At 73.7% G+C, this 22,899-nt stretch carries 19 protein-coding genes and 1 pseudogene; 12 read left to right on the forward strand and 8 right to left on the reverse strand.

All coding sequences use genetic code 11. The annotated features are described in order from the left end of the window. Positions 1-88: 88 nt before the first annotated feature. Complete coding sequence (locus tag ADL08_RS08075; protein WP_015034542.1) at positions 89-763, reverse strand: Crp/Fnr family transcriptional regulator; 675 nt, start codon at positions 761-763, stop codon at positions 89-91. A gap of 255 nt (positions 764-1,018) precedes the next feature. Between ADL08_RS08075 and nth the strand changes: the two genes are divergently transcribed. The 3 genes from nth to ADL08_RS08090 all read left to right on the forward strand — a co-directional run bounded on the left by nth (position 1,019) and on the right by ADL08_RS08090 (position 4,255). Then, entirely contained in the window at positions 1,019-2,152 is a 1,134-nt protein-coding gene (gene nth, locus ADL08_RS08080; RefSeq protein WP_078968069.1) for an endonuclease III, read from the forward strand. Between the two features lie 120 nt (positions 2,153-2,272). Next, positions 2,273-3,007 (forward strand): NUDIX hydrolase, encoded by a 735-nt coding sequence (locus ADL08_RS08085; protein WP_053641375.1) that lies wholly within the window; start codon positions 2,273-2,275, stop codon positions 3,005-3,007. A 48-nt stretch (positions 3,008-3,055) separates the two neighbouring features. Then, positions 3,056-4,255 (forward strand): MarP family serine protease, encoded by a 1,200-nt coding sequence (locus ADL08_RS08090; protein ID WP_053641410.1) that lies wholly within the window; start codon positions 3,056-3,058, stop codon positions 4,253-4,255. 422 nt (positions 4,256-4,677) lie between these two features. Here ADL08_RS08090 and ADL08_RS08095 read toward each other — a convergent pair whose 3' ends face one another. The 5 genes from ADL08_RS08095 to ADL08_RS08115 form a co-directional block, all read right to left on the reverse strand. Next, the gene (locus tag ADL08_RS08095) at positions 4,678-5,613 is read right to left on the reverse strand and encodes an alpha/beta fold hydrolase (protein WP_053641376.1); all 936 of its coding nucleotides are present in this window, start codon (positions 5,611-5,613) and stop codon (positions 4,678-4,680) included. After that, positions 5,610-6,116 carry a phage holin family protein gene (locus ADL08_RS08100; protein WP_053641377.1) on the reverse strand — a complete coding sequence of 169 codons (507 nt, stop codon included), beginning with the start codon at positions 6,114-6,116 and terminating at the stop codon, positions 5,610-5,612. The genes ADL08_RS08095 and ADL08_RS08100 overlap by 4 nt, the downstream gene beginning before the upstream one ends. A 36-nt stretch (positions 6,117-6,152) precedes the next feature. Next, entirely contained in the window at positions 6,153-7,544 is a 1,392-nt protein-coding gene (gene nhaA, locus ADL08_RS08105) for a Na+/H+ antiporter NhaA (RefSeq protein WP_107091989.1), read from the reverse strand. A gap of 275 nt (positions 7,545-7,819) precedes the next feature. Beyond that, positions 7,820-9,775 (reverse strand): acetate--CoA ligase, encoded by a 1,956-nt coding sequence (gene acs, locus ADL08_RS08110; protein ID WP_053641378.1) that lies wholly within the window; start codon positions 9,773-9,775, stop codon positions 7,820-7,822. Between the two features lie 254 nt (positions 9,776-10,029). Then, positions 10,030-12,537 carry a SulP family inorganic anion transporter gene (locus ADL08_RS08115; RefSeq protein ID WP_234352050.1) on the reverse strand — a complete coding sequence of 836 codons (2,508 nt, stop codon included), beginning with the start codon at positions 12,535-12,537 and terminating at the stop codon, positions 10,030-10,032. Between the two features lie 314 nt (positions 12,538-12,851). On the opposite strand from ADL08_RS08115, the gene ADL08_RS08120 reads away from it, so the two are divergent. Beyond that, positions 12,852-14,180 carry a hypothetical protein gene (locus ADL08_RS08120; protein ID WP_053641379.1) on the forward strand — a complete coding sequence of 443 codons (1,329 nt, stop codon included), beginning with the start codon at positions 12,852-12,854 and terminating at the stop codon, positions 14,178-14,180. Positions 14,181-14,216: 36 nt separating this feature from the next. Here the strand turns inward: ADL08_RS08120 and ADL08_RS08125 are convergent, their stop codons facing one another. Continuing rightward, positions 14,217-15,191 carry an ATP-binding protein gene (locus ADL08_RS08125; RefSeq protein ID WP_053641380.1) on the reverse strand — a complete coding sequence of 325 codons (975 nt, stop codon included), beginning with the start codon at positions 15,189-15,191 and terminating at the stop codon, positions 14,217-14,219. A 102-nt stretch (positions 15,192-15,293) separates the two neighbouring features. Between ADL08_RS08125 and ADL08_RS08130 the strand changes: the two genes are divergently transcribed. Next, on the forward strand, positions 15,294-16,112 hold the full coding sequence (locus ADL08_RS08130; RefSeq protein WP_053641381.1) for an oxidoreductase: 819 nt from the start codon (positions 15,294-15,296) through the stop codon (positions 16,110-16,112). Positions 16,113-16,447: 335 nt separating this feature from the next. Here the strand turns inward: ADL08_RS08130 and ADL08_RS08135 are convergent, their stop codons facing one another. Beyond that, positions 16,448-17,317 (reverse strand): HAD family hydrolase, encoded by an 870-nt coding sequence (locus ADL08_RS08135; RefSeq protein WP_053641382.1) that lies wholly within the window; start codon positions 17,315-17,317, stop codon positions 16,448-16,450. 556 nt (positions 17,318-17,873) lie between these two features. On the opposite strand from ADL08_RS08135, the gene ssd reads away from it, so the two are divergent. The 7 genes and pseudogenes from ssd to ADL08_RS38955 all read left to right on the forward strand — a co-directional run. Beyond that, positions 17,874-18,944: a septum site-determining protein Ssd gene (ssd, locus tag ADL08_RS08140; protein ID WP_053641383.1), complete on the forward strand. Its 1,071-nt coding sequence runs from the start codon at positions 17,874-17,876 to the stop codon at positions 18,942-18,944. Continuing rightward, positions 18,941-20,116, forward strand: coding sequence for a TadA family conjugal transfer-associated ATPase (locus ADL08_RS08145; protein ID WP_053641384.1), 1,176 nt, complete (start codon positions 18,941-18,943; stop codon positions 20,114-20,116). Before ssd ends, ADL08_RS08145 begins: the two co-directional genes overlap by 4 nt. After that, positions 20,113-20,991 (forward strand): type II secretion system F family protein, encoded by an 879-nt coding sequence (locus tag ADL08_RS08150; protein WP_053641411.1) that lies wholly within the window; start codon positions 20,113-20,115, stop codon positions 20,989-20,991. The genes ADL08_RS08145 and ADL08_RS08150 overlap by 4 nt, the downstream gene beginning before the upstream one ends. Further along, entirely contained in the window at positions 20,991-21,767 is a 777-nt protein-coding gene (locus ADL08_RS08155; RefSeq protein ID WP_078968076.1) for a type II secretion system F family protein, read from the forward strand. The genes ADL08_RS08150 and ADL08_RS08155 overlap by 1 nt, the downstream gene beginning before the upstream one ends. 176 nt (positions 21,768-21,943) lie before the next feature. After that, complete coding sequence (locus tag ADL08_RS39155; protein WP_053641413.1) at positions 21,944-22,156, forward strand: DUF4244 domain-containing protein; 213 nt, start codon at positions 21,944-21,946, stop codon at positions 22,154-22,156. Next, the gene (locus ADL08_RS08165; RefSeq protein WP_053641385.1) at positions 22,143-22,595 is read left to right on the forward strand and encodes a TadE family type IV pilus minor pilin; all 453 of its coding nucleotides are present in this window, start codon (positions 22,143-22,145) and stop codon (positions 22,593-22,595) included. The genes ADL08_RS39155 and ADL08_RS08165 overlap by 14 nt, the downstream gene beginning before the upstream one ends. Before the next feature lie 86 nt (positions 22,596-22,681). Further along, positions 22,682-22,879 (forward strand): annotated as a pseudogene (locus tag ADL08_RS38955) (Rv3654c family TadE-like protein); the annotation flags it as partial. Between the last annotated feature and the right edge of the window lie 20 nt (positions 22,880-22,899).

Consider the following 22,899-nt stretch of genomic DNA (forward strand, 5'->3'; position numbering starts at 1 on the left):
CGGAAGGCCGCCCCCGTGGACCGGGGGCGGCCTTTTCCGTGCCCACGCGCGTATGTACGTACGCGCGTGCGTGCTTGCGGGGTGCTGCCTACCGCGAGCGCTTCGCGAGGCGCTCCACGTCGAGCAGGATCACGGCGCGGGCCTCCAGGCGCAGCCAGCCGCGCTGGGCGAAGTCCGCGAGCGCCTTGTTGACCGTCTCGCGGGAGGCGCCGACGAGCTGGGCCAGCTCCTCCTGGGTGAGGTCGTGGACGACGTGGATGCCCTCCTCCGACTGGACGCCGAAGCGGCGCGACAGGTCGAGGAGCGCGCGGGCGACACGGCCCGGCACGTCGGAGAAGACCAGGTCGGACATCTGGTCGTTGGTCTTGCGCAGCCGGCGGGCGACCGCGCGCAGCAGCGCGGTGGCCACCTCGGGGCGCGCGTTCAGCCAGGGCTGGAGGTCGCCGTGGCCCAGGCCGAGCAGCTTGACCTCGGTCAGCGCGGTCGCGGTGGCGGTGCGCGGGCCCGGGTCGAAGAGGGACAGCTCGCCGATGAGCTCACCGGGACCGAGGACGGCCAGCATGTTCTCGCGGCCGTCGGGGGAGGTCCGGTGCAGCTTCACCTTGCCCTCGGTGACCACGTACAGGCGGTCGCCGGGGTCGCCCTCGTGGAAGAGCGCGTCGCCACGGGCGAGCGTCGCCTCACTCATCGAGGCGCGCAGCTCGGCGGCCTGCTCGTCATCGAGCGCCGCGAAGAGCGGGGCGCGCCGCAGAACGTCGTCCACGAGTTCTCTCCATACTGTCGACCTGCTCACGGGATCCGGATCCCATGATGCCGGACGTACAAAACAGTGCGATCAATCACAACAAGTTTGACGCACCGCGCCGCACTTCCGTACGTCAGGGGCCCGATCGGGGGCTGATCGGCCGTGCCCGGGGCAGATGTCGGCGGCGGCCCCTAGGCTGGCCGCGTGTCCAACTCGCCGGTGAGAGCGCAGGCCAAGGGGGCTGGAAGAGTGTCGGCCGAAAGTAATTCCGCCGTGGGCGAACACGGTGCGTCGAAACGGGCGAAAGCGGCAAATCGAAAGTCGGCACCCGAGTCGGGCCGTGCGCCCGAGCCCCGACCGGCCGCTACGCCCACGACGGGGACGCGCCGCGCGACCGCGCCGGAGAAGCGCCGCGCGGCCACGACGGAGACGACCCGCGCCGCCGAGCCGGGTGCGACCCGTACTGCGGAGCCGGGCTCGACCCGCGCCGTCGAGCCCGAAGCGCGCGGCACTGCCCGGTCGGGTTCGACCCGTGCCGCCAAGTCGGGTTCGACCCGCGCCGTCGAGCCCGAAGCGCGTGGCACTGCCCGGTCGGGTTCGACCCGCGCCGCCAAGTCCGAGGCGCACCGCCCCGCCAAGCCCGAGTCGCGGCTCGCGATGGTGCGCCGGGCGCGCCGGATCAACCGCGAGTTGGCCGAGGTCTATCCGTACGCCCACCCGGAGCTAGACTTCCGCAACCCCTTCGAACTGCTCGTCGCCACGGTCCTCTCGGCCCAGACCACCGACCTGCGGGTCAACCAGACCACCCCCGCCCTCTTCGCGAAGTACCCCACGCCCGAGGACCTCGCCGCCGCCGTGCCCGAGGAGGTCGAGGAGCTGATCCGGCCGACCGGCTTCTTCCGCGCCAAGACGAAGTCGATCATGGGACTCTCCGCCGCCCTCCGGGACGACTTCGGCGGCGAGGTCCCCGGCCGCCTGGAGGACCTCGTCAAGCTCCCCGGCGTCGGCCGCAAGACCGCCTTCGTCGTCCTGGGCAACGCCTTCGGGGTCCCCGGCATCACCGTCGACACCCACTTCATGCGCCTCGCCCGGCGCTGGAAGTGGACCGAGTCCGACGACCCGGTGAAGATCGAGGCCGAGGTCGCCACGATCTTCCCGAAGAGCGAGTGGACCATGCTCTCGCACCGGGTGATCTTCCACGGCCGCCGCATCTGCCACGCCCGCAAGCCCGCGTGCGGCGCCTGCCCGATCACCCACCTCTGCCCGTCGTACGGGGAGGGCGAGACCGATCCCGAGAAGGCGGCCAAGCTGCTCAAGTACGAGAAGGGCGGCTTCCCCGGCCAGCGGCTCAACCCGCCGCCCGACTACCCGGGCCGCCCCGCCCCGCCCCTGGGCGCGAGCGGCTGAGCCCGCCGCCCGCCCCACCCGCTTGCCCGCCCCGCCCGCTGCCCGCTGCCCGCCCCGGCCGGGGCGGGCCCCGGGAACGAACCCGTCCGTCCATCGCGTTGTGAACCAACGGGGGTGCCTATGACGCGCACTGAAGAAGAGACCCAGGGGCACGAGCCCCACGGGTACGAGGCCCGCGGTTTCGGCACCGGCGGCCTCGTCAGCCGCGACGGCCTGCCCGCCTGGCTCGCCCCCGTCGACCGGGCCGCCCTCACCGTCCGGCCCGAGCAGCTGAGCCGCTTCCTGCCGCCCGCGAGCGGGGACGGCCGCCAGTCCGCCGTCCTCGTCCTCTTCGGCGAGGGCGAGCGCGGCCCCGAACTGCTCCTCATGGAGCGCGCCGGCACCCTCCGCTCGCACGCGGGGCAGCCCTCCTTCCCGGGCGGCGCCCTCGACCCCGAGGACGGCGCCCCCGAAGACGGCGGACTGCTGCGGGCCGCCCTGCGCGAGGCCCGGGAGGAGACCGGGCTCGACCCCGCCGGCGTCCAGCTCTTCGGCGTGCTGCCGCGGCTCTACATCCCGGTCAGCCGCTTCGTCGTCACCCCGGTCCTCGGCTGGTGGCGCGCCCCGAGCCCGGTCGACGCCGTCGACCCCGGGGAGACCGCCCGCGTCTTCACCGTGCCCGTGGCGGATCTCACGGACCCCCGCAACCGCGCGACCAGCGTCCACCCGAGCGGCCACAAGGGCCCGGCGTTCCTGGTCGAATCCGCCCTGGTCTGGGGTTTCACGGCCGGTGTGATCGACCGGATCCTGCACTTCGCCGGCTGGGAGCTGCCCTGGGACCGGTCCAGACAGGTCCCGCTCGACTGGCGCTCATGACAGGCTGACCCCGGGGCGACCGGAAACGAATCTGCGAGGCTATTGACGGTGAACGTGCTGGACATCTTGTTGCTGCTCGCCGCCGTGTGGTTCGCGATCATCGGTTACCGCCAGGGATTCGTCGTCGGCATCCTCTCCGTGATCGGATTCCTCGGCGGCGGTCTCGTCGCCGTCCTGCTGCTCCCGGTCCTCTGGAACGAGCTGACCGACAACAGCGAGGTCTCCACCACGGCGACGGTCGTCTTCGTGATGATCGTCATCGTCTGCGCCTCCGTCGGCCAGGCCTTCACCACCCACCTCGGCAACAAGCTCCGCCGGCACATCACCTGGTCGCCCGCGCGCGCCCTCGACGCCACGGGCGGCGCCCTGGTCAACGTCGTCGCGATGCTGCTCGTGGCCTGGCTGGTCGGCTCGCTCATCGCCAACACCTCGATGCCCACCCTGGGCAAGGAGGTGCGCAGCTCCAGAGTCCTGCTCGGCATCGAGCGGGTGGTACCGCAACAGGCGTCCGGCTGGTTCGCCGACTTCCGCTCCACCCTGGCCCGCAGCGGCTTCCCGCCGGTCTTCAGCCCCTTCGTCAACGAGCCGATCACCCCGGTCACGCCCCCCGACCCCGCGCTCGCGGACAGCCCGGTCGCCGCCCGCGCCCAGCGCTCCATCGTGAAGGTCGTCGGCACCGCGCAGAGCTGCGGCAAGGTCCTCGAAGGCACCGGCTTCGTCTTCGCCGAGCGCCGCATCATGACCAACGCCCACGTCGTCGGCGGCGTCGACGAGCCGACCGTCCAGATAGGCGGCGAGGGCAGGCTCTACGACGCCAAGGTCGTCCTCTACGACTGGCAGCGCGACATCGCCGTCCTGGACGTGCCGGACCTCAAGGCCCCGCCGCTCGTCTTCGCCGACGAGGACGCCCGCAGCGGTGACGGCGCGATCGTCGCCGGCTTCCCGGAGAACGGCGCGTACGACGTGCGCTCGGCACGCGTCCGGGGCCGCATCAGCGCCGACGGTCCCGACATCTACAGCCGGGGCCAGGTCAACAGGGACGTGTACTCGCTGTACGCGACGGTCCGCCAGGGGAACTCCGGCGGCCCGCTCCTCACCGAGGACGGCGAGGTGTACGGCGTGATCTTCGCCCGCTCCCGCGACGACGCGAACACGGGCTACGCCCTGACGGTCGACGAGGTCCGCGGGGACGTCGAGCGCGGCCTGGCGGCCAACCAGCAGGTCGACACCCAGGGCTGCGCCCTCTGACGCTCCCGCGTCCTCCTCGTACCGCTTCCTCCGGGGCCGTCGGGATCCTCCCGGGGCTCCGGAGGCTCCGAAGGGTCAGTCGCGGGGATGCCTGAGCCGGGCCGAGACCCAGCGGGCCCGGCGGCGCAGGATGCGCGAGATCCCCACCCCTTGCGCGGCGTGCGTACGGCCCGGCTCCGGAGGTCCACCCCTTTCGAGGTGCCCCGGTCCGGCGGCCGAGCCGCGGTCGCGTGCCGTCGTGTCACCGTAGTCGTGCGTCCAGCCCATACCCGGACGTCTGCCCGTGCCCCAAGGTCGGTAACCTCCCCGGGGTCCGCCAATCGGAGTATGCGCGGGGCACATGGCCGTTCGAGGCAACTCCGTTCGTCGCACTGGCGTCCGACGGTGCGTCAGCGGCCGGGCCGAAGGGGCGCGACGGCCCGTCAGCGGTCCGGTTCGGGGTCCTTCAGCCAGTTGACGAGCTCCGTGGTGAAGGCCACCGGGTCCTCCTCGTGGGGGAAGTGCCCGAGGCCGTCGAAGAGCCGCCAGCGGTACGGCGCCTCCACGTACTCGCCCGAACCGGCCGCGCTGCGGGTCCGCATCACCGGGTCGAGGGAGCCGTGCAGATGGAGCGTCGGCACCCGCACCGGCCGCTTCATGCGCCGGTTGAACTGGACGCCGTCCGGGCGGGCCAGCGACCGCACCATCCAGCGGTACGGCTCGATCGAGCAGTGCGCCGTCGACGGGACGAGCATCGCCCGCCGGTACGTCTCGACCGCCCCCTCGTCGGCGATCGGCTGCGGCCCCGACCAGTCCCGGATCAACTCCCCCACGAGGGCGGCGTCGTCCGCGACGAGCCGGCGCTCCGGCAGCCATGGCCGCTGGAAGCCCCAGACGTGCGAGCCGGCCCGCGACTGGGCGAAGTCGGAGAGCATCGCCGAGCGCCAGCGGCGCGGGTGCGGCATCGAGGAGACCACGAGCCGGCGCACCAGCTTGGGCCGCATCACGGCCGCCGTCCAGGCCAGGTAGCCGCCCAGGTCGTGCCCGACGAGCGCCGCGTCCGGCTCGCCGAGCGAGCGGACGACGCCGGTGATGTCGAGCGCCAGGTTGGCGGGGTCGTAGCCCCGGGGGGTGCGGTCGCTGCCGCCGACCCCGCGCAGGTCCATCGCGACGGCCCGGAACCCCGCCTCGGCGAGGGCGGGGAGCTGGTGGCGCCAGGTCCACCAGAACTGCGGGAAGCCGTGCAGGAGCAGCACCAGCGGCCCGTCGCCCATCTCGGCGATGTGGAAGCGGGCGCCGTTGGCGGCCACGTCCCGGTGGGTCCACGGCCCGTCGAGCCGTACGGGCCCGCCGGCGTTGCTGCTCTCGGGAAGGGTCATACGGACGAGCGTGCCACAACGGTGCCCTTGTCCAGGTCAACGGAGCCCTTGACCAGAGCCTTGGGCGCCTCGGGGCGCGGGTGCGGCTTGACGTTCTGCACGATCGCGGCCGTCTGCTTGGCGGACGCGATGGACTTCTCCGGCGGCTTGACCTTCTTGAACTTGGAGTACGCGAGGAGGCCGAGGAGCCCCGCGAGCAGCACGTTCGCGGTGAAGGAGAGCAGGAAGCACCAGACGAGGTTCCAGCCCCCGTCGCCGTTGTGCCCGCCGGTCCAGGTGTTGATGGCGTACGCGAGGGCGAAACTCAGCATCGGCAGCGAGAACAGCAGCACCACGGCGGCCGCGATGCCCGCCGCGCTGCCGATCGCGCCCCGCTTGACGTCCTGCCGGATCTCGGCCTTGGCCAGGGCGATCTCGTCGTGCACCAGTGCCGACATCTCGGCGGTCGCCGAGGCGACCAGTTGGCCGAGGCTCGGCTCGCCCTTGTCGTACAGGTCGCTCATCGCTGCTCCCTCTCCTCGTCTACGGTCCGACTCAGATCATGCCGGACGGTCGCCCTCCTCGCTCGATGCCCCCGCCAGTTGGGCGCGCTGTCGGTGTTCGGCGGCCTTCCTCTCGTGGATCGCGGCCATCCGGAGGTGGTATTCCGGGCTGTTCTCCTCGTAGATGTCCGGGATGCCGTCCTCGTCCTCGTCGCGCTCCTCGTCGGCGTAGAGCGCGCTGTACTTCCGCACCCGCAGCTTCAGCAGGACGGTCGCGAGGACGGCCGCGACGAGCGAGCCCGTCAGGACGGCGGCCTTCACCTGATCGGTGAGGGCGGGGTCGCCGGCGAAGGCGAGTTCGCCGATGAGGAGCGAGACGGTGAACCCGATCCCGGCGAGGGTGGCGAGGGCGAAGACGTCCGGCCAGGACAGCTCGGGGTTGAGCTCGGCCCGGGTGAAGCGGGCGGTGAGCCAGGTGCCGCCGAAGATGCCGACGGCCTTGCCGACGACGAGGCCCAGGACGACGCCGAGGGTGACCGGCTGGGTGAAGACGTCCCCGAGCGACTTGCCGGAGACGGCGACACCGGCGGAGAAGAGGGCGAACAGCGGCACCGCGACACCGGCCGAGAACGGGCGGACCAGGTGCTCGATGTGCTCGCCGGGGGAGTGCTCCTCGCCCTCCCGGGTCGTGCAGCGCAGCATCAGGCCCATGGCGACGCCGGCGATGGTGGCGTGGACCCCGCTGTTGTACATCAGACCCCAGATCACCAGGGCGAGCGGCACGTACACGTACCAGCCGCGAACCCCCTTGCGGAGCAGCAGCCAGAAGACGGCGAGGCCGGCGAAGGCGCCGCCGAGCGCGGCGAAGTCCAGGTCCGAGGTGAAGAAGACCGCGATGATCAGGATGGCGAAGAGGTCGTCGACGACGGCGAGGGTGAGCAGGAAGGCGCGCAGCGCGGACGGCAGCGAGGTGCCGATCACGGCGAGGACGGCGAGCGCGAAGGCGATGTCGGTGGCGGTGGGGACGGCCCAGCCGTCGAGCGGGCCGTCGCCGAGGACGTTGACCAGGGTGTAGACGAGGGCGGGCGCGGCCATGCCGCAGAGCGCGGCGACGACGGGGAGCGCGGCGGCCCTGGGGTCGCGCAGCTCGCCCGCGACGAGTTCGCGCTTGAGCTCGACGCCGGCGACGAAGAAGAAGACCGCCAGGAGGCCGTCGGCGGACCAGTGCTCGACGGAGAGGTCAAGGCCGAGGGCGGCGGGGCCGAAGTGGAAGTCCCGCACGGACTCGTAGCTCTCGCTCAGCGGGGTGTTCGCCCAGATCAGGGCGGCGACGGCGGCGACGAGGAGCAGGACGCCGCCGACGGTCTCGGTGCGCAGGGCGTCGGCGAGGTAGCGGCGCTCGGGCAGCGGGAGGAGGCCGAGGAACTTGCGGTCGGTGGGCGCGGACATGCGGGAGACCTCCGTCGGGCGGGCAGGGCGAAGCACATGCCGACCAGACTTCCCGGCGCACCTGGGTCTTTCTGTCGCGTCTCTGACGCGACCCACACCCTACCCAAGGGGGCGGTGGGGCATCCGGCGAAGAGCAGCCTATGGAGTTTCTCCCGTTTCGTCCCCTCAGAAGCTCTCAGAAGCCCTCGGAAGCCCCGGGGGACGTACGGGTACGCGGGAACGCCCGCCCCGGTCGGTGCCTTCCGGGGCGGGCGCCGCGTCGTACGGGCTGCGGCTCAGTCCTCGCTGGAGGCGGCCGGCAGCTGGGTCTGGATGAGCGACATGACCGAGGAGTCGGTCAGCGTGGTGACGTCGCCCAGCTCCCGGTTCTCCGCCACGTCGCGCAGCAGACGGCGCATGATCTTGCCCGAGCGGGTCTTCGGCAGCTCCGCCACCGGCAGGACCCGCTTCGGCTTGGCGATCGGGCCGAGGGTCGCGCCGACGTGGTCGCGCAGCTCGGCGACGAGGCCCTCGTCCTGGCTGGCCGTGCCGCGCAGGATCACGAAGGCGACGATCGCCTGGCCGGTCGTCTCGTCGGCGGCGCCGACGACGGCCGCCTCGGCGACGGCCGGGTGGGAGACGAGGGCCGACTCGACCTCGGTCGTCGAGATGTTGTGGCCCGAGACGAGCATGACGTCGTCGACCCGGCCGAGCAGCCAGATGTCGCCGTCCTCGTCCTTCTTGGCGCCGTCGCCCGCGAAGTACCTGCCCTCGAAGCGGGACCAGTACGTGTCGATGTAGCGCTGGTCGTCGCCCCAGATGGTGCGGAGCATCGACGGCCACGGCTCGGTGAGGACCAGGTAGCCGCCCCCGCCGTTCGGCACCTCGTTGGCCTCGTCGTCCACGACGGTGGCGGAGATGCCCGGCAGCGGGCGCTGGGCGGAGCCCGGCTTGGTCTCGGTGACGCCCGGCAGCGGCGAGATCATCATCGCGCCGGTCTCGGTCTGCCACCAGGTGTCCACGATCGGGGTCTTGCCGGCGCCGATGTGCTCGCGGTACCAGACCCAGGCCTCGGGGTTGATCGGCTCGCCGACCGAGCCGAGGACGCGCAGGCTCGACAGGTCGAACTTCGCGGGGATGTCGTCGCCCCACTTCATGAACGTGCGGATCGCGGTCGGCGCCGTGTAGAGGATCGTGACGCCGTACTTCTGCACGATCTCCCAGAACCGGCCCTGGTGCGGGGTGTCCGGGGTGCCCTCGTACATGACCTGCGTCGCGCCGTTGGCCAGCGGGCCGTAGACGATGTACGAGTGCCCGGTGACCCAGCCGATGTCGGCGGTGCACCAGTAGACGTCGCTCTCCGGCTTGAGGTCGAAGACGGCGTGGTGGGTGTAGGCGGCCTGGGTGAGGTAGCCGCCGGAGGTGTGCAGGATGCCCTTCGGCTTCCCCGTGGTGCCCGAGGTGTAGAGGATGAAGAGCGGGTGCTCCGCGTCGAAGGCCTCCGGGGTGTGCTCGGCGGACTGGCGGGCGACGATGTCGTCCCACCACACGTCGCGGCCCTCGGTGAAGGCGGTGTCCTGGCCCGTGCGGCGGACCACGAGGACGTGCTCGACCTGCGGACACTTGGCGACGGCCTCGTCGATGGCCGGCTTGAGGGCGCTCGGCTTGCCGCGCCGGTAGCCGCCGTCGGCGGTCACGACCAGCTTGGCGTCGGCGTCCTGGATGCGGGAGGCCACGGCGTCGGCCGAGAAGCCGCCGAAGACCACCGAGTGGGCGGCGCCGACGCGGGCGCAGGCCAGCATCGTGACGGCCGCCTCGGGGATCATCGGCAGGTAGACGGCGACCCGGTCGCCCTTGCGGACTCCCAGCTCGGTCAGGGCGTTGGCCGCCTTGGAGACCTCGTCCTTGAGCTCGGCGTAGGTGATCGCGCGGCTGTCGCCCGGCTCGCCCTCGAAGTGGATGGCGACCCGGTCGCCGTGACCGGCCTCGACGTGCCGGTCGACGCAGTTGTACGCCACGTTCAGCTCGCCGTCCGCGAACCACTTGGCGAACGGGGGGTTCGACCAGTCCAGGGTCTCGGTCGGCTCGGTGGCCCAGGTCAGCCGCTTGGCCTGCTCGGCCCAGAAGCCCAGCCGGTCCGCCTTGGCCTGCTCGTACGCCTCCGCCGTCACATTGGCGTCCGCCGCCAGCTCGGCGGGGGGCGCGAAACGGCGCTCCTCGCGAAGCAGATTGGCCAGGCTTTCGTTGCTCACGACATCTCCCTTTCCCAGGGCGTCCTCTGTGCGTATGTGTCCCGCGTCATAGCTCACCAGTCAGATGCCCGGGTGACAAGAGCAACCAGGGAATTGGTTTAGACCTGTGGGTGGCCCAACGTGGGTGGCCCCTTCTTCCCGAGCGGTGGGAGAAGGGGCCACACAGTCTCACGGACGGAGGGCGCCGATGGTTCAGGGGGCGTGCGCCCCGGGCCCGCGCGCTCCGGGGCGCGGGCCCGGGAAGGGGCGCTCGCTCAGGAGATGCGCGCCGCCTCCAGCAGGGCCGCCGGCTGGGGTGCCGGTTCGGTCTCCGGTCCGGTCCCCGTCGCGACCGGTGGGCCGGTCTTCGGTCCGGCTTCCGGTCCGGACCCCGGTCCGGCTTCCAGTCCGGACCCCGATTCGGCTTCCGGTCCGGTCGGCGGGGCGGTCGGCATGACCCGGGTGAAGACGTCGTCGTAGACGTCGTGGCCGTGCGGCTCGTCCGCGCCGTCGAGCAGGTACGCCTGCGCCTCGCCCACGTGGAAGTACATCCCGTGCAGCGTGAGGCTGCCGTCGGCGAGCCGGCGCGCCACCGACTCGTACGCGCGCAGGTGCTCCAGCTGCTGCACGACGTTGGTCAGGCAGAGCTGCTCGACCGCGTCGGCCGGCAGGCGGCCCGCGATCCGGGCCCAGGCGTGGCGTCTGCTGGCCATCCGCTCCAGGCTGGGCCGGCCGTGCCGGAGCCAGCGGCGGAGGGGGGACGGCGGGTCGTCCGGGCCCGCGTTCATCAGGGCCTGCATCGCGCCGCAGCCGGAGTGGCCGCAGACGGTGATCGACTCGACCCGCAGCACCTCCACCGCGTACTCGATCGCCGCCGCCACCGAGTCGTCCCCGCTCCCCTCGCCGGGGAGCGGGACCAGATTGCCGACGTTGCGCACGGTGAAGAGGTCGCCGGGGCCGCTCGACGTGATCATGCTGGTGACCAGGCGCGAGTCGGCGCAGGTCAGGAAGAGCTGCGAGGGGCGCTGGCCCTCCCGGGCGAGCCGGGCGAGCTCGTCCCGCACGAGCGGGGCGGTGTTCCGCTGGAACTTGCCGATGCCGCTCGCCAGCTTCAGCCCCGGCCCGGTCCGGTCCGCGCCCGGCGCGTCGGCCCCGTCCGGCTCGGCGGGCCGCTCCCCGCACTGGTGGTTGTGCCAGGGGGTCCAGGGCCGGCAGCAGGAGTGCGGGGCCGCGCCGGGGGAGGGCTCGGCGATCCGGGCGCCGGAGGGGCCGGTCGTCTCGACCTTGCCGCCGTGGGCGAGGTGCCCGGACGCCCAGTCGCTCAGCGTCTCGTACGCCGCGTGGTCCATGAAGGACCCGTCCAGCTCGACCACCACGTCGGAACCGGGCGGCAGTTGGTGAAGCGCCCGGCTCAGCCGGGGCACCGCGAGGAAGGTCAGCTGGCCCCGGACGTGCAGCAGTTGGCGTCCGTCCCGCTCCTCGCGGGTGATCCGGGTGCGGGTGAGCCGGTGCAGGGCGACCGCGACGGCCACCCCGATGCCGAGGGCGACGCCCTCCAGGATGCCGATGAGGACGACTCCGGCCAGCGTCACCACGTAGACGACGACTTCACGGTGACGGGTGACGGTGCGGATGTGGGTGATGCTGACCATCTGGATGCCGACCACCATCACGAGGGCGGCGAGCGCGGGCAGCGGGATCAGGTCGAGCACGGGCACGAGCAGCAGGGCCGCGAGCACGATCCACAGGCCGTGCAGCATGGTGGAGGCGCGACTCACCGCGCCCGCCGAGACGTTGGCGACGCTGCGGACCGCGACCCCGGCGACCGGAAGGCCGCCGAGCGCGCCGGAGACCACGTTCGCCATGCCCTGCCCGGCGAGTTCGCGGTCGAGGGCGGTGCGCGGGATGCCCAGGCCGTGGTCCGGGCGGGCGGCGACGAGCTTGTCGACCGCGACGGCGGAGAGCAGCGACTGCACGCTGGTGACGAGGGTGATGGTGAGCACGCCGGCGGCGATGCCGAGGACCGGCCCCTCGGGCAGTCCCGGCAGGGCGTGGCTGCTCCAGGAGGGCAGGTCGACGCGGGGCACGGCGAGCCCGGCGAGCACCGCCACCGCCGTCGCGCCCGCCACCGCGACGAGCGCGGCCGGGGCCTTGCGCAGGAGCTTCCCGGCGCGGCCCGGCAGGCGCGGCCAGCAGAGCAGTACGGCCACGGTGAGCGCGCTGATGGCGAACGCGGCCGGCTGCACGTGGGCCAACTGGGCGGGCAGGCCAAGGGCGTTGTCCACGGCGGAGCTCTGGGGGGTGCCGCCGAGCACGATGTGCAGCTGGGCGAGGGCGATGGTGACGCCGATGCCGCCCAGCATGCCGTGCACGATCGCGGGCGAGACGGCGAGCGCGGAGCGGGCCACGCGCAGCGCTGACAGGCCGAGTTGGGCGAGACCGGCGAGGACGGTGATGGCGCAGGTGGTGCGCCAGCCGTAGAGCCGGATGAGCTCGGCGGTCACGACGGTGAGGCCGGCGGCCGGGCCGCTCACCTGGAGCGGGGAGCCGCCGAAGCGGCCGGCGACGAGGCCGCCGACGGCGGCGGCGACCAGGCCGGCCTGGAGCGGGGCTCCGGTGGCGAGCGCGATGCCGAGCGAGAGCGGCAGCGCGATCAGGAAGACGGCGATCGACGCGGACAGGTCGACGCCGGCGACGCGGAAGCGGCGCGGCCCCTCCGGGGGGCTGTGCGGCCGCTGGAGGCGGGGTCGGGTGGTGGTGCGGTCAGGGGTGCAGAGGGTCATGTTCCCGTCTCCTCCGGGGCAGCGCGGTCGCGGCTCGTGCGGGACGAACGTGGGGCTCGCGGCCGTGGGTCACGGCGTACAGCGGCGGGATGTGCGGTGGGGTCTCGGCGCGAGACCTTTCGAAGAAAACATCAACGCTCGGTAAATGGATCGTAATGGAGAGTAAAGACCCTGGTGGTGCTTTCCGGGCGAATGGGGCAATGATTCACCTGTTCTAGTGATCGACCGGCACTTTCCCGCTTGTCGTTTCATCGCACCGGCTGTCGCGGTGCGACGTTGGCGCCGCTCGCACGGAACCGAGGAGAGGTGGGCGGATGACAGCCGCCGGGACAAGGACCACTGCCCAGAGGAGAGCGCTCGCCGCCGGCGCCCTCACCGTCGCCCTGATCACCGGCGTCGCCGGCTGCTCGGGCTTCGGCGAAGACGCCACGAAGGGCACGCCGGGCGGCGGCCCCGGCGTCGAGAAGGGACCGGCCGCGGCCCCGCAGACGGTGCCCCGCCTGATCGGCGACGGCTCGACCGCCTTCACCGGAGCCCAGCCGAAGCAGCCGACCTGGCAGCGCCTCAAGCCGGGGGAGACCCCGCCGCAGTTCGTGGTCTTCTCGTGGGACGGCGCGGGCGAGGACAGCCAGAAGCTGTTCTCCCACTTCCGCCAGGTGGGCAAGAAGTACAACGCCACCATGACGTACTTCCTCAGCGGCGTGTACCTGCTGCCGGAGGAGAAGCGGAACCTCTACGACCCGCCGCAGCACGGCACCGGCCGCTCCGACATCGGCTTCAACGACACCGAGGGCATCCGCGCCACCGTCCGCGAACTCCGTGGCGCCTGGCAGGACGGCAACGAGATCGGCACCCACTTCAACGGGCACTTCTGCGGCCCCGACGGCGGCGTCGGCACCTGGTCCGTCGAGGAGTGGAAGAGCGAGATCAACCAGGCCAAGTCCTTCGTCAAGACCTGGAAGACGAACGCCGGCCTGCGCGCCGAACAGCCGCTGCCCTTCGACTACGACAAGGAGCTCGTCGGCGCCCGCACCCCCTGCCTGGAGGGCCGGAAGAACTTCGTCCAGGCGGCGGCGCAGCTGGGCTTCCGCTACGACACCAGCGGCGTCAACGACCAGATCTGGCCCAAGAAGGACCTGGGCCTCTGGGACCTGTCGCTGCAGCTCGTGCCCGTCCCCGGCCGCGCCTTCCAGACGCTGTCCATGGACTACAACTTCCTGGTCAACCAGTCACCCGGCACCACCCAGGGCGACCCCGTCCAGCACCGGCACTGGGGCGACCAGATGCGGGACGGCCTGGTGCAGGCCTTCGAGCGCTCCTACCGGGGCAACCGCGCGCCGCTGGTCATCGGCAACCACTTCGAGTCCTGGAACGGCGGCACGTACATGCGGGCCGTCGAGGAGACCATCGCCACCGTCTGCGTCCAGAAGGACGTCAAGTGCGTCTCCTTCCGCCAGCTCGCCGACTGGCTCGACGCCCAGGACCCGGACGTCGTCGCCAAGATGCGCACCCTGAAGGTGGGCGAGGCCCCGGAGGCCGGCTGGAAGGACTTCCTCTCCTCGGCGGCCTCCCCGGCCGCTCCGGCCTCCCCGGCCGCCCGGCCGGCGAAGCCGGTGGGCGCCGCCGCTCCCGCGGCGGGCTGACCGGCCGGGGGCCCGGCGGAAGCCGCCGGCCGGGCCCTACACCGCCAGCGGCTCGCCGAGTACGAAACCGGGGTCGACCTGCGCCGCCAGGTCGGCCCCGGTCTTGGCGTTGCCCCAGCTCTCCGCGTTCCGCAGGTGGAAGTGGACCATCTGCCGCGTGTACCGCTCCCGGTCCCGGTGGGCGTACGAGTCGTCCACCGCGTCCTGGAGGGCCTGGAGCGACATGCGGTTCTCCGCCTCCAGGAGCTCGAAGCGGGACGGGCGGCCCTTCTCCATCGCCCGGACCCAGTCCGAGTGGCCCACCGCCACGAGCAGGTCCTCCCCGACCTCCTCGCGCAGGAAGTCGAGGTCGTCCGGGCCCTGCACCTTGTTCCCGACGACCTTGAGCGCGACGCCGAAGTCCCGCGCGTACTCCTTGTACTGGCGGTAGACCGAGACCCCCTTGCGAGTCGGCTCCGCCACCAGGAAGGTCATGTCGAAGCGGGTGAAGAGGCCGGAGGCGAACGAGTCCGAGCCGGCCGTCATGTCGACGACCACGTACTCGTCGGGGCCGTCGACCAGATGGTTGAGGCAGAGCTCCACCGCGCCGACCTTCGAGTGGTAGCAGGCGACCCCGAGGTCCGACTCGGTGAAGGGGCCGGTCGCCATCAGCCGGACCTCGCCGTCGTCGAGCGGGACCGGGCGCGCGCACGCCTCGTACACCGGGTTGTCCTCGCGGACCCGCAGCAGCCGGGAACCCTCCCCGGGCGGCGTCGTCTTGATCATCGTGTCGGCGGAGGCGATCCGCGGGTTGGTGCCCCGCAGGTACTCCTTGATGAGCGGCAGGTGCGCGCCCATCGCGGGCAGCGCGGCGGCCTCCGTCTCGGACAGGCCGAGCGCGGCGCCCAGGTGCTGGTTGATGTCCGCGTCGACGGCGACGACCGGAGCTTCGTTGGCGGCGAGGTGGCGGATGAAGAGCGAGGACAGCGTGGTCTTGCCGCTGCCGCCCTTCCCCACGAAAGCGATCTTCATGTTCACCTAGGGTAGCCGTACGATCGCCGCCCGTGGTCGGGTTGCGTGAAGAAGACCACTCCATCGTGGGGCGGACCCCCCGGGCGCGTAGCCTCCCTACCTATGAGTACGCACGCTTCTGACCCCCTGGCCGCGCTCGGCTCCCTGCCGGGCGTCGCCGACGCGGTGGACTCGGTACGCAAGGCCGTCGACCGGGTCTACGGCCACCGTGTGATGCGCCGTCGCAGCAACGAGATCTCCTCCGAAGCGGCGCTGCGCGGAGCGCGCGGCTCGGCCGCCCTGTCCGGCGCCGACTGGGCCCTGGAAGAGGTCCGCCGGCGCACCGACTTCGGCGCCGACCCCGAGGCCCGCACGGTCGGCGCCGCCCTGCGCCTGGGCGCCGAGGCCGGGCAGCTCCTCTCCATCTGGCGCCAGTCGCCGCTGCGCGTCCTCGCCCGTCTCCACCTGGTCGCCGCGGGCGACCCGGACGACTCGGTGGGGCGGCCCCGGCTGGACGGCGAGAAGGTCGACGAGCCGCTGATCGAGGGGCCGGTGCCGACGCCCGCCGAGGTCGCCGGGCGGCTCGACGGCCTCGCGGAGCTGATCGTCACGGGCAGCGGGGCCCCGGCGCTCGTGACGGCCGCGGTGGTGCACGGCGAACTGCTCGCGCTGCGCCCCTTCACCTCGTACAACGGCCTGGTCGCGCGGGCGGCCGAGCGGATCGCGCTCGTCGGCAGCGGTCTCGACCCGAAGGCGATCTGTCCGGCCGAGGTCGGCCACGCGGAGCAGGGCCGGGCCGCGTACCTCGCCGCGTTCGAGGGGTACCTGTCGGGGACCCCGGAGGGCGTGGGCGCCTGGATCGCGCACTGCGGACGCTCGGTGGAGCTGGGGGTCCGGGAGTCGACGGCCGTCTGCGAGGCGCTCCAGCGCGGCGCGGCCTGAGGGGGCGGGGGCTCGGGGCGGGAGCGCTCCTGTTCCAGGCTCTGGAAAGGGTTGCGGCGGTACCTTTTCGGGTACCGCCGCTGGCACGTCCACCCAGTTACCAAGCGTCCTCGATATGTGCCCATCAGGCCGGGAACTTTGCCCGTGGCCTGGTGCGGCTGGCCCGTAATCGACGGGTCGACGTCGCGTGGGTACCTGGCTTTCGTGCTAGGTCCGTGGGGCCTTCATGCTCAACAGGTGATCCTCTCGGATGTCCCAGGTCTCGCGGGCCTGATTCCTTTCTACTCCTCTTGGGGTGGAAGCGAAAGTGCTGGTTCCACTTCTTCTGGATTTGCTCAAATTCGGGCAAAGCCCCCGGTGGTGCGAGGGGTGGCGAGGGCGGCCTGCCGACGCCGGGCGGCGTACCAGACGAGCCCGGCCCCGACGGCGGCCGCTCCCACGGCCGCCGCGGCCACGAGCGCGGGCCGGGGCGGCATCCGGAACTCCGGCAGCCGCTGCTTGAGGCGGACCGGCTTGTCGAAGACGAGGACCGGCCATTCCCGGGCGACGGCCTCACGGCGCAGCGACCGGTCGGGATTGACCGCGTGCGGGTGGCCGACGGCCTCCAGCATGGGGATGTCGGTCGCCGAGTCGCTGTACGCGTAGCAGCGCGCGAGGTCGTAGCCCTCCGACTTCGCGAGCTCCCGGACGGCCTCGGCCTTCGTGGGGCCGTAGGCGTAGTACTCCACCTCCCCGGTGAAGCAGCCGTCCTCGCCGACCACCATCCGGGTGGCGACGACCCGGTCGGCGCCGAGCATCTCGCCGATCGGCTCGACCACCTCGGCGCCCGAGGTCGAGACGATGACGACGTCCCGGCCGGCGGCGTGATGGGCCTCGATGAGGGAGGCCGCCTCGTCGTAGATGATCGGGTCGATCAGGTCGTGAAGGGTCTCGGCGACGAGCTCCTTCACCTGGGCGACGTTCCAGCCTTTGCAGAGCGCGGAGAGATATTCGCGCATCCGCTCCATCTGGTCGTGATCGGCCCCGCCCGCCAGGAAGACGAACTGGATGTAGGCCGTCCGCAGGGCGGCGCGGCGGCTGATCAGCCCGCCCCGGTAGAAGGACTTGCTGAAGGTCAGCGTCGAAGACTTCGCAATGACCGTCTTGTCCAGGTCGAAGAAGGCGGCGGTGCGCGGCAAGGAGTGGTTTTCCACGAGCCCGAGCATAGGTGCCCGCCATTCGGCGTACGCTGGGGCGCGTGGGTTTGCCTGAGAAGCCTCTCGGGTACACCATGGAAGTCACGGATCGTTCGCGACCGTGCTACCCCGGTCCGGCTCCTCCCCCCCCCGAGTCGGCCGGAGAGACGACCCCCGCTCTCCCCCCCGGCGGGGGTCGTCGCATGTCCGGAGCCGTTTTGGGCCTGCGTGACATCGCCTGCTCCCTTCCCTTCGCCCCTCGGCCACGAACCGGCCAGCGGGCAGTCGCACTCTCGATTCGTCACTCAGAGTAACCGGCGGGATGCGTTCCGGGCAGCCTCCGGAGGGGTGGCTCGGTTATTCACAGGCCCTCCCTTATCCACAGTCTTTCGGTGAGATCCCCACGATTTCCCGGACGGCCCCACGGTGATTCCCGTCGCGAAGTTCGCGGACGGCGGGAATCACGAGAGGGGTGTGTGCCGTGGAGGCATCGAGGACTTCCGGGACCGGGAGGACGGGCCGGGGCGCGTGGTCGAGGGAGACCGGGGCGAGGGGGCGGGAGGAGCCGGGGCCGGATGCGCGGGACGTGGACGGGGCGCGGCGGACCGGGCCGCTGATCGTCACCGAGGACCTCGGGCTGCTCGACGACCTCCTCCGGCTGTGCGCGGCGGCCGGTGTCGAGCCCGAAGTGCACCACCGGGTGCCCGAGCGGCGGGCGGGCTGGACGGACCCGCCGCTCGTCCTGGTCGGTGACGACGCCGCCGCCCGCTGCCGGGGAGCGGTGCGTCGGCCGGGGACCGTCCTGGTCGGGCGCGACCGGGACGATCCGGGGGTGTGGCGCCTCGCCGTGGAGATCGGCGCGGAGTGCGTGCTGAGGCTCCCGGACGCCGAGGGCCTCCTCGTGGACCGCATCGCCGACGCGGCCGAAGGGGTGGGCCGGCAGGCGCTGACCGTCGGTGTCGTCGGCGGCCGCGGGGGCGCGGGCGCCTCCACCCTGGCCTGCGGCCTCGCCCTCGCCGCCGCCGGGACCGGGCGGCGCACCCTCCTCGTCGACGGCGACCCGCTGGGCGGCGGCCTCGACGTGCTGCTCGGCGGCGAGCGAGAGGAGGGCAGGCGGTGGCCCGACTTCGCCGCCTCGAAGGGCCGGCTCGCGAGCGGCGCCCTGGAGGAGTCCCTGCCGTCGGTGCGGGGGGTCCGGGTGCTCAGCTGGGGCAGGGATCCGGCGCCGCCGGTGCCGCCCGAGGCCGTGCGGTCCGTGCTCGCCGCCGCGCGCCGCCGGGGCGGGGTCGTCGTGGTCGACCTGCCGCGCGGGGGCGACCTGCCGACCGCCGAGGCCCTGGCCCAGCTCGACCTCGGACTGCTCGTCGTGCCCGGGGAGCTGCGGGCCGTCGCGGCGGCCCACCGGGTGGCCGCGGCCCTCGGGACGGCCGTGCGCGACCTGCGGGCCGTGGTGCGCGGGCCGTACGCGACGGGACTCGACGAGCGGTGGGTCGCCGACGCGCTGCGGCTGCCGCTCGTCGGCGAACTCCCCTACGACCCGGGGATCGTGGCGGACCAGGACGCCGGGCTTCCGCCGGGCGCCGAGCCCCGGGGGCCGCTCGGCCGGTTCTGCGCCGCCTTCTGGGAGCGCGTGTTCACGCCCGGCGGTGCGGCATGACCGGGACCTGGGACGAAGGCGGCGGCACGGGCCTGCTCGACGCCGTACGGCAGCGGCTCGCGGCGAGCGGGGCCGAGCCCACCCCGGCCCGGGTCGCGGCGGCGCTGCGGGCCCAGGGGCGGCTGCTCGGCGACGCGGAAGTGCTCGGAGCGGCCGAGGAGCTGCGCTGCGAACTGATCGGCACCGGCCCCCTCGAACCGCTGCTCGCCGACCCGGCGGTCACCGACGTCCTGGTCTCCGCCCCCGACCGGGTGTGGGTGGACCGGGGCACCGGGCTCGAACGGGCCCCGGTCTCCTTCCCCGACGCCGCCGCCGTCCGCAGGCTCGCGCAACGGCTCGCGGCCGTCGCCGGACGCAGGCTCGACGACGCCCGCCCCTGGGTGGACGCCCGGCTCCCCGACGGCACCCGCATGCACGCGGTGCTGCCGCCGGTGGCGGTCGGCTCGACCTGCCTCTCGCTGCGGGTGGTGCGCCCGCGGGCCTTCTCCCTGGAGGAGCTGGCCGCGGCGGGCACGGTGCCGCCCGGCGGGGCCCCCGTCCTGCGGGCCCTGATCGACGCCCGGGTCTCCTACCTCGTCAGCGGCGGCACGGGCACGGGGAAGACGACGCTCCTCGCCTCCCTGCTCGGTCTGGTGGGGGAGCGGGAGCGGATCGTGCTCGCGGAGGACTCGGCGGAGCTGCGGCCCGACCACCCGCACGTGGTGCGCCTGGAGGCACGGCCCGCCAACCAGGAGGGCGCCGGGCTCGTCACCCTGCGGGACCTGGTCCGGCAGGCGCTGCGGATGCGGCCCGACCGGCTGGTGGTCGGCGAAGTGCGGGGCGGGGAGGCCGTGGACCTTCTCGCGGCTCTGAACACGGGCCACGAAGGGGGCTGCGGAACGGTCCACGCCAACACGGCGGCGGACGTGCCGGCGCGGCTCGAAGCGCTGGGGACGGCGGCCGGGCTCGACCGGGCCGCCCTGCACAGCCAGTTGGGCGCCGGGCTCTCGGCCGTGCTCCACCTCGTGCGGGACCGGGACGGGCGGCGGCGGATCGCCGAGATCCACGTCTTGGAGCGCGACCGGGAGGGGCTGGTCCGGACGGTTCCCGCGCTGCGGTGGGGCGCGTCCGGGTTCGAACGGGAGCGGGGCTGGGAGCGGCTGGAAACGCTGATCGGAGGGGGAGCGTGGTGACGGCGGAGCCGGAGGCGGTACGGGGCGCGGCGCAGGGCGCGGCCGTGCTCTGCGCGGGGCTCGCCCTGTGGTGGGCGGTCGAGCGGCGGCGCGGGACCGGCCGGGCGCGGACGGTGCTCGCGGGCGGCTTGCCCGAAGGACCCGGCGGCGGGGCGCGGACGAGGGCGGTCACGCACTGGTGGGCCCTGCTGCGGGGACGGCGCGCGTGGCTGTGCCTGCCGTTGGCCGGGGTCCTCGCGCTGCTCGGGGAGTCGCCGCTGCCGCTGGTGGCGGGGGCGCTCGCGGTGCCCCTGGTCGGGCGGCGGCTGCGGGCCGCCGGGCGGCGGAGGGAACGGGAGGCTCGGGCCGAGCGGGTCGTGGCGCTGTGCGGGACGGTCGTCGGGGAGCTGCGGGCCGGCCGGCAGCCCGCGCAGGCGCTGTCCTTCGCGGCCCGGGAGACCGGCGCCCTGGGCGACGGGGAGACGCGGGTGCTCGCGGCGGCCCGGTTCGGCGGGGACGTGCCGGAGGCCCTGCGGAGGGCGTCCCGGCAGGACGGCGCCGACGGCCTCGCGGGGATGGCGGCCTGCTGGCAGGTGGCCGTCGACGGGGGCGCGGGCCTGGCCGCCGGGCTGGACCGGCTGGAGGCCTCTCTGCGGGGCCACCACGAGCAGCGGGAGCGGCTGCGGGCCGAACTGGCCGGTGCGTGGGCCACGGTGACCGTCCTCGCCCTGCTCCCGGCGGCGGGACTCGCCCTCGGCACCGCGCTCGGCGCCGACCCGCTGCGGGTGCTGTTCCACACCCCGGCCGGCCTGGGCTGCCTGGCCGTCGGCGGGGCCCTGGAGGCGGCCGGACTGTGGTGGGCCGCGCGGATCGTACGAGGAGGGGAGCGGGCGTGATGCCACTGGACGCGCTTCAGGCGGCGGCACTTCTGACGGCGGCGGTGTGCCTGTGCGCGCAAGGCGTCCGCGAGGTGCTGCGCGAGCTGGGAGCGCGCCGTTCGCGGAGACGGGCGCGGAACCTGCTCGGGACACCGGCCCCGCCGCCCCGGAGGGCCCGGGCGGGACTGCCGCCGTGGGTGGGGCTCTGGGCGGCGCCGGTCCTGGCGGTCGGCCTCGGCTGGGCGCTCTTCGGCGGGATCGCCGGCCTCGGCGCGGGAGCGCTGGTGGCCTGCGGGCTGCGGGGACGGCTCCGCGGGCGCCGGGCGCCGTCCGATCCGGACGGCGACGAGGAGGAGGCGGTACGGCACCTGCCGCTCGCGGCGGACCTGCTGGCGGCCTGCGTCGCCTCGGGGGCCGGGCCCGGGGAGGCGGTGGAGGCGGTGGGCCGGTCGCTGGGCGGTCCGCTCGGGGAGCGGCTGGCCCGGACGGCGGCCGAACTGCGCCTCGGCGGCGAACCGGCCGAGGTGTGGCGGAGGTTCGGCGCGATACCGGGCGCCATGGGGCTCGCCCGCTGCCTGGAGCGGGCCGGTTCCTCGGGGGCGCCCTCGGCGGAGGCCGTGGCCCGGCACGCGACGGCCCTGCGGGCGGCCCGCGCCCGCACGGCGGCGGCCGGGGCGCGCCGGGCCCAGGTCCTGATCAGCGCACCCGTGGGGCTCTGCTTCCTGCCGGCCTTCCTGGCCGTGGGGGTGGCCCCGGTGGTGATCGGCCTCGCGACGGGCCTGCTGAACGGATGACGACGACGAAGGGATACGGCGCGACGAAGAGACGCGGTCCGACGAAGAGATACGGCGCGACGAAGAGACGCGGTCCGACGAAGAGATACGGCGCGACGAAGAGACGCGGCGCGACCAAGAGACGCGGCATGACGAAACACGACGAGGAGAACGACATGGCGGTTACGGCGGCAGTGATGACGGCAGCGGTCAAGGAGCGGGTCGGCGGATGGTGGCGGGCGCGGCGGGAGGCCGCGCGGCGCGACACGGGCATGAGCACGGCCGAGTACGCGGTGGGGACGATCGCGGCGGCGGCGTTCGCCGCGGTGCTCTACAAGGTCGTGACCAGCGGAGCGGTCTCGGGAGCGCTGGAGTCGATGATCGGGAAGGCGCTCGATGCGTCGTTCTGACCGGGGCTTCGCGACCGTGGAGGCGGCGATGGTCCTCCCCGTCCTGGCGCTGTTCACGGTGACCCTGCTCTGGGCGCTGGCCGCGGCCGCCGCGCAGATCCGGTGTGTGGACGCGGCACGGGCGGGGGCGCGGGCGGCGGCCCGTTCGGAGCCGGTGGCCGCCGCGGAGGCGGCCGCGAGGACCGCGGCTCCCGAGGGCGCCCGGGTGTCGGTGTCGCGCTCGGGGGAGCTGTGGCGGGTGACGGTGGAGGCGGCGGCTCCCGGCCCCCGGGGCCTGCGCCTCACCCTGCGGGCGGACGCGGCGGCCCTCGCGGAGGAGACCGGGTTCCTCGGGGAGGGGGCGGCGACCGGAGCCTCGGATCCCGGGCCCTCGGTTTCTGGCCCCTCGGATCCCGGGCCCTCGGATCTCGGGGTCTCCGGGCCCGGGAGTTCGCCGTGAGGGCCGGTCGTCGTCGGTCCGGGCGCCGGGGGGATCGGGGTGCGGCGACCGTGTGGACGGCGTTCGCGGCCTGTGCGCTGTGCGTGGTGTTCGGGGCGGTGCTCGCGCTGGGCCAGGCGGTGGCGGCCCGGCACCGGGCCGGCGGGGCCGCCGACCTGGCCGTCCTCGCCGCCGCCGACCGGGCCCTGTGGGGCGAGGCCGAGGCGTGCGCCGCGGCCTCCCGGGTGGCCGGCGCGCAGGACGCCGAGCTGGTGCGGTGCGCGGTGCGGGGCGAGCTCGCCGAGGTGACCGCACGGGTGGTGCG

The organism is Streptomyces sp. NRRL F-6492 (genome assembly GCF_001280125.1).
In the GTDB taxonomy this organism is placed as follows: Bacteria; Actinomycetota; Actinomycetes; order Streptomycetales; family Streptomycetaceae; genus Streptomyces.